At 45.1% G+C, this 4301-nt stretch carries 5 protein-coding genes; 3 read left to right on the forward strand and 2 right to left on the reverse strand.

Annotation, left to right across the window (positions count from 1 at the left end; genetic code table 11):
- Positions 1–138: 138 nt before the first annotated feature.
- Genes KDK14_RS01405 through KDK14_RS01415 form a run of 3 tightly spaced genes read left to right on the forward strand, consistent with a single transcriptional unit; the run spans position 139 to position 2277 of the window.
- Complete coding sequence (locus tag KDK14_RS01405) at positions 139–549, forward strand: DUF350 domain-containing protein (protein WP_257263228.1); 411 nt, start codon at positions 139–141, stop codon at positions 547–549.
- A gap of 19 nt (positions 550–568) precedes the next feature.
- Positions 569–1105 (forward strand): DUF1190 domain-containing protein, encoded by a 537-nt coding sequence (locus tag KDK14_RS01410; RefSeq protein WP_257263229.1) that lies wholly within the window; start codon positions 569–571, stop codon positions 1103–1105.
- The gene (locus KDK14_RS01415; RefSeq protein ID WP_257263230.1) at positions 1105–2277 is read left to right on the forward strand and encodes a glutathionylspermidine synthase family protein; all 1173 of its coding nucleotides are present in this window, start codon (positions 1105–1107) and stop codon (positions 2275–2277) included. Before KDK14_RS01410 ends, KDK14_RS01415 begins: the two co-directional genes overlap by 1 nt.
- A 40-nt stretch (positions 2278–2317) precedes the next feature.
- Here KDK14_RS01415 and KDK14_RS01420 read toward each other — a convergent pair whose 3' ends face one another.
- On the reverse strand, positions 2318–2992 hold the full coding sequence (locus KDK14_RS01420; protein ID WP_306671427.1) for an outer membrane beta-barrel protein: 675 nt from the start codon (positions 2990–2992) through the stop codon (positions 2318–2320).
- Positions 2993–4081: 1089 nt separating this feature from the next.
- Entirely contained in the window at positions 4082–4234 is a 153-nt protein-coding gene (locus KDK14_RS01425; RefSeq protein WP_257263232.1) for a hypothetical protein, read from the reverse strand.
- Positions 4235–4301: the final 67 nt, after the last annotated feature.

A 4301-nucleotide genomic window follows, 5' to 3' on the forward strand; every position in this document is an offset into this window, starting at 1 on the left:
TCCCACATCCATGTGGTCGTGCGCGAGATACGGGGCAGTTTATGAAATATCCGGGTTAATCACCGTGCACCAATGAATTTCCGGCCCGGCAGGGGTATCCTTACCAGTCAGTTCCAATAATGTTCAGGATGTAACAGTATGATTGCCATTACCGACTATCTGGCCGGCGTTCCTCTTTTTCTTGGCTATTTTGCCGTTGCGCTGGTGTTAACGGGGGTTTATGTCCTGGTTTACACATGGTGTACTCCCCATGCTGAGATGAAGTTGATCAAGGCGGATGTGTCCGCTGCAGCGATTGCCTTTGCTGGCAGTTTAATTGGCTTTGTCCTGCCCCTGGCCAGTGTCATTGAAAACTCCATTAACCTGGTGGATATGGCGCTCTGGGGTGGCGTTGCCCTGGTTGTTCAGCTGGCTACATTTTTCGGGCTAAGGCTGTTAATTCCACAAATCTCAGAGCATATCGCCGACAATAAGCTGGCTAGTGGTATCTGGCTTGGAGGAGTATCCATCGCAGCCGGTTTATTGAACGCTGCCTGTTTGACCTATTAGTACCGGAGTTAAGGGAATAATGAAGCGTTCAAAGAAGTTACAGCTGGTCATTATGGGAACTGCTCCGCTTGTGCTCAGTGGCTGTACAGACTCAGCCAGGGAAGCATTGGTTTACCAGGACGTAGCCAGTTGCATTAAAGATGGCGTGATATCGGATTCCGTTTGCCGACATGAATACAACAAGGCCTGGCAGAACCATTTAATGATGGCACCTAGGTACAATACCGCCCCAGACTGTCAGCAGGACTTTGGCACTACCTGCCAGCAGCTGGCCTCCGGAGAGTATATTCCCACCATGGAAGGCTTTATGCTTGCCGCAGAGCCTGGCTCGAATAGAAGTTCCTTTACGGTTATTCCTCTCTATCTTGGCAGTGGCGGTTTTTTCCGGACAGGTAATTACGACAGGGTCGGCAGGAGTTATCAGCAGGGAAAGGTGATCGTTGATAAAAAAGCAACAGCCAGGCCTTCAATAACAAAGCCTTCAATAAAGACCACCACCATGAAACGTGGTGGTTTTGGCAGCCGTTCTGCCGCAAGAGGAAGCTGGGGGGGATAATGCTGCGTATTACCTCCACGCCCAGAAAAGACTGGACCAAACTGGCAGAGTCCCTTGGGTTTAAATTCCACACCATTGGCGGTGAAACCTATTGGGATGAGACGGCTTATTATCAGTTCACCATGAGGCAGGTGGAGCAGGATATTGAAGATCCCACCGCTGAGATTCATCAGATGTGTCTGCATCTGGTGGATAAAGCGGTCAATTCAGAGCAGATGATGGAGTGTCTGCGAATTCCCCGATTTTTCTGGGACTATGTCCGAGAATCCTGGTTGAGAAGGGATTCTCATATGTATGGACGAATGGATTTCTCATACGATGGCAAATCTCCGGCAAAGTTCTATGAATACAACGCAGACACGCCCACGTCATTGTATGAATCTGCTTTCTTTCAATGGCTCTGGCTGGAGCAAATGGTGGCAGAAAAGAAGCTCCCTGTGGACATAGACCAGTTCAATATCATTCAGGAAATGCTGATTGAAGCACTGGTTCTCCTGAAAAAGCAGAAAATGGCCGGTGAGCCTCTCTACTTCTCTTGCAGTCAAGAATCGGAAGAAGACTATGGAACGGTTGAATACCTCCGAGACTGTGCTGTTCAGGCCGGGCTCAGTACAAGGTTTATTTATACAGAGGACATTGGTATCAGTGTGGAGGGAAAATTTACCGACCTCAAAGACAGAACCATTCCCGGAATGTTTAAACTCTACCCTTGGGAGTTCATGTTTGAAGAAGCGTTCGGGACGTACCTTCCGGGATGTGAAACAGTATTTCTCGAGCCGCCATGGAAAGCCATTCTTTCAAATAAAGCGATCCTGCCTTTTCTCTGGCAGGAGTTTAAGGGTCATCCCAACCTGCTCCCCAGCTATTTTGACGATGAACAGCCGGGGGATGACCTGGGCAATCACTTCGTCAGGAAGCCTGTTTTTTCCAGGGAAGGGGCAAACATCTCCGTTATGGTCAATGGAAAGACGACGGTGGCTGTTGATGGACCCTATGGAGATAGTGGCTTTGTTTTGCAGAAATATGAGCCTCTGCCGGTGTTTGCCGGAAATCACACATTGGTCGGTAGTTGGGTTGTTGCCGACCGTCCGGCTGGAATCGGTATAAGGGAGGATGTCTCAGTGATTACCAGGGACAGCTCAAGGTTTGTGCCGCATGTGATCAGGGAGTAAGCCCTTGCCTGCTATCAGGAAAGGGCCTTTCAGATGTAGCTTAGAAATGAATGGATGCCGCCAGATAAATTTGGCGGGAGTCGTTTACTTCCAGCTTGACATTGTGATGGTCTTTGTAGTGATGAGAAGTACTGTTAGTCAGATATCTTAACCCGGCTTCAAGGTCAATATTATCAATTTGATAGATTACGCCAGCTTGAGCACCGTAAGCGAAAGACCATTTTTTCTCAAAGCTGCCATCTGCTGTATTGGAAACAGAAACTGGAATATTGGAGCCTTCGGCTTTTGTCTCTGTCGCACCAATAGTCAGGCCAACAAAAGGTTGGATTTCCCAGTCGGGCATAAACAGATAATCAGCAGACACCAGCAGGTTCAGCTGTTTGATATCGTGGACTTTGTAATCCGTACCATTAGAATTCCAATGGGCATCTTTGGGCTTGAGATAACCGACTGTCAGGTAGGCTCTGGCTTCGTCTTGCCAGAAGCTGCCAAGTCGAACCCCAAAGAAACCGGTATTATCACTTTTGTCATCGCCAGATAATCCGTCAACCTTTACCGTGGTCTTGGCATAGCCTCCTTCAAGACCAACAAAAGCATCACTTTCCGGCCAGTCATCTTCCCATCCTGCGGCCATAGCCATTGAAGAAACTGCAGAGACAGTAAGAGCAATTAAGAGCGAAGTTATCTTTTTCATGGGTATACCAATGTATTCCATATCGAATGTGTGTATGAAGGGACAGCTGCTTTCTCTAAGTTTTATAGATCAAGCCAGAAATAAGGAAACACTGCCAATACGAAGCGGGTAACCAAATGAAATCATATTTTCTGAGCAAGTTGACAGTCAGTCTGCAGGGTTGCAACTACGGTCACATATCTACTGCTATGCTCCCAGAGTTACGCCTTGCAAAGTAAACGCCCACTCATGCCAGAAATATACGAATCCATTCGGCCAACTACTTAGTTCAATTTCTGAGCGATTTAAGGATGTAGATCCTATGGTTAAAACTCAGAAAACCTATTGAAAGCATTGTTTCGTTATAATCAGTCAATTTATATAGAACACATACCCATTTTTTGCCATTTTCATTTAGCACACTAAAGTACAATATTATTTAGAATGCCTGATTTTGAAACGTTAATGTGGTGAGTATCAGCGATATATAGTGGGAAAATTTGTTTCTTTATGATTAACCCGATGGCTATTTTGAATATTTTTCAAATACTAAAAATATCACTGGTACTTTTATGCAATTTTTTGCACAGATAAAAATTTTAGCTTCTTTTTGGCTTCTAAAAATTATCAGATTCAGACAGAAAGATATTGTTAGACTTTGTTTGCGAGTTTTTGTTGAGTGATCCCTTATTGTGTTAACTGGTTCTCATCCAAAAGTAGTTCTCATCCAAAAAATCTGGCCCTTGGGCCTAATGGCTGCAGAGATTTAATGCGCTATAAATTTACAGAAAAATCGCATCAAGTCCTCCACAGGCCCCGAAAGTTGGTTGTAACGTGTTAAAACAAAACTCTTTTTCATCCTCGCTATGGGCGCTATTCCCGGACAGCCTCCCAAGACTTTTACTAAAGGGGCTACAGAGTTTTTGGATGAGAGCTAAATAGTTTGCCGGATGGAATTATATATTTCTGGCTGAGTAGACAGTTACTAAATAAGGTGAAATGTTGGAAGCATAGCCGTAACTAGGGGGTGGAGTTGCGAACTCTCAACCCGACCGGCCGGCTAGTCAGGAAATATGATTTCATCAGACTACCTGATTATGTTAACAAGATTCATTTAATATCCGCCAATCACTACTTTATGTGCTTATCCGCTTCTTTAAAAAAAAGCACCATGTTGTTCCACGGCGTTGTCTTTTTCAGAATACGCCTGCAGTTTACCATCGCTTCAAAGTGCGGGGTCTGTCTCTTCAGCTCAATCCAGCCATTGATACCACTGTTTTTCATGATACGACTCTAATAAATTCAGTGATGAAATAACGATAATCAGAGTATAAATCGAGATAATCTATAT

Origin of the sequence: Endozoicomonas sp. ONNA2, assembly GCF_024606365.1 — a bacterium.
Lineage (GTDB): Bacteria > Pseudomonadota > Gammaproteobacteria > Pseudomonadales > Endozoicomonadaceae > Endozoicomonas.

Bases quoted from the DNA above. Each gene is read 5' to 3' on its own strand.
- KDK14_RS01405 (WP_257263228.1), top strand. From the start codon at position 139: ATGATTGCCATTACCGACTATCTGGCCGGCGTTCCTCTTTTTCTTGGC.
- KDK14_RS01410 (WP_257263229.1), top strand. From the start codon at position 569: ATGAAGCGTTCAAAGAAGTTACAGCTGGTCATTATGGGAACTGCTCCG.
- KDK14_RS01415 (WP_257263230.1), top strand. From the start codon at position 1,105: ATGCTGCGTATTACCTCCACGCCCAGAAAAGACTGGACCAAACTGGCA.
- KDK14_RS01420 (WP_306671427.1), bottom strand. From the start codon at position 2,992: ATGGAATACATTGGTATACCCATGAAAAAGATAACTTCGCTCTTAATT.
- KDK14_RS01425 (WP_257263232.1), bottom strand. From the start codon at position 4,234: ATGAAAAACAGTGGTATCAATGGCTGGATTGAGCTGAAGAGACAGACC.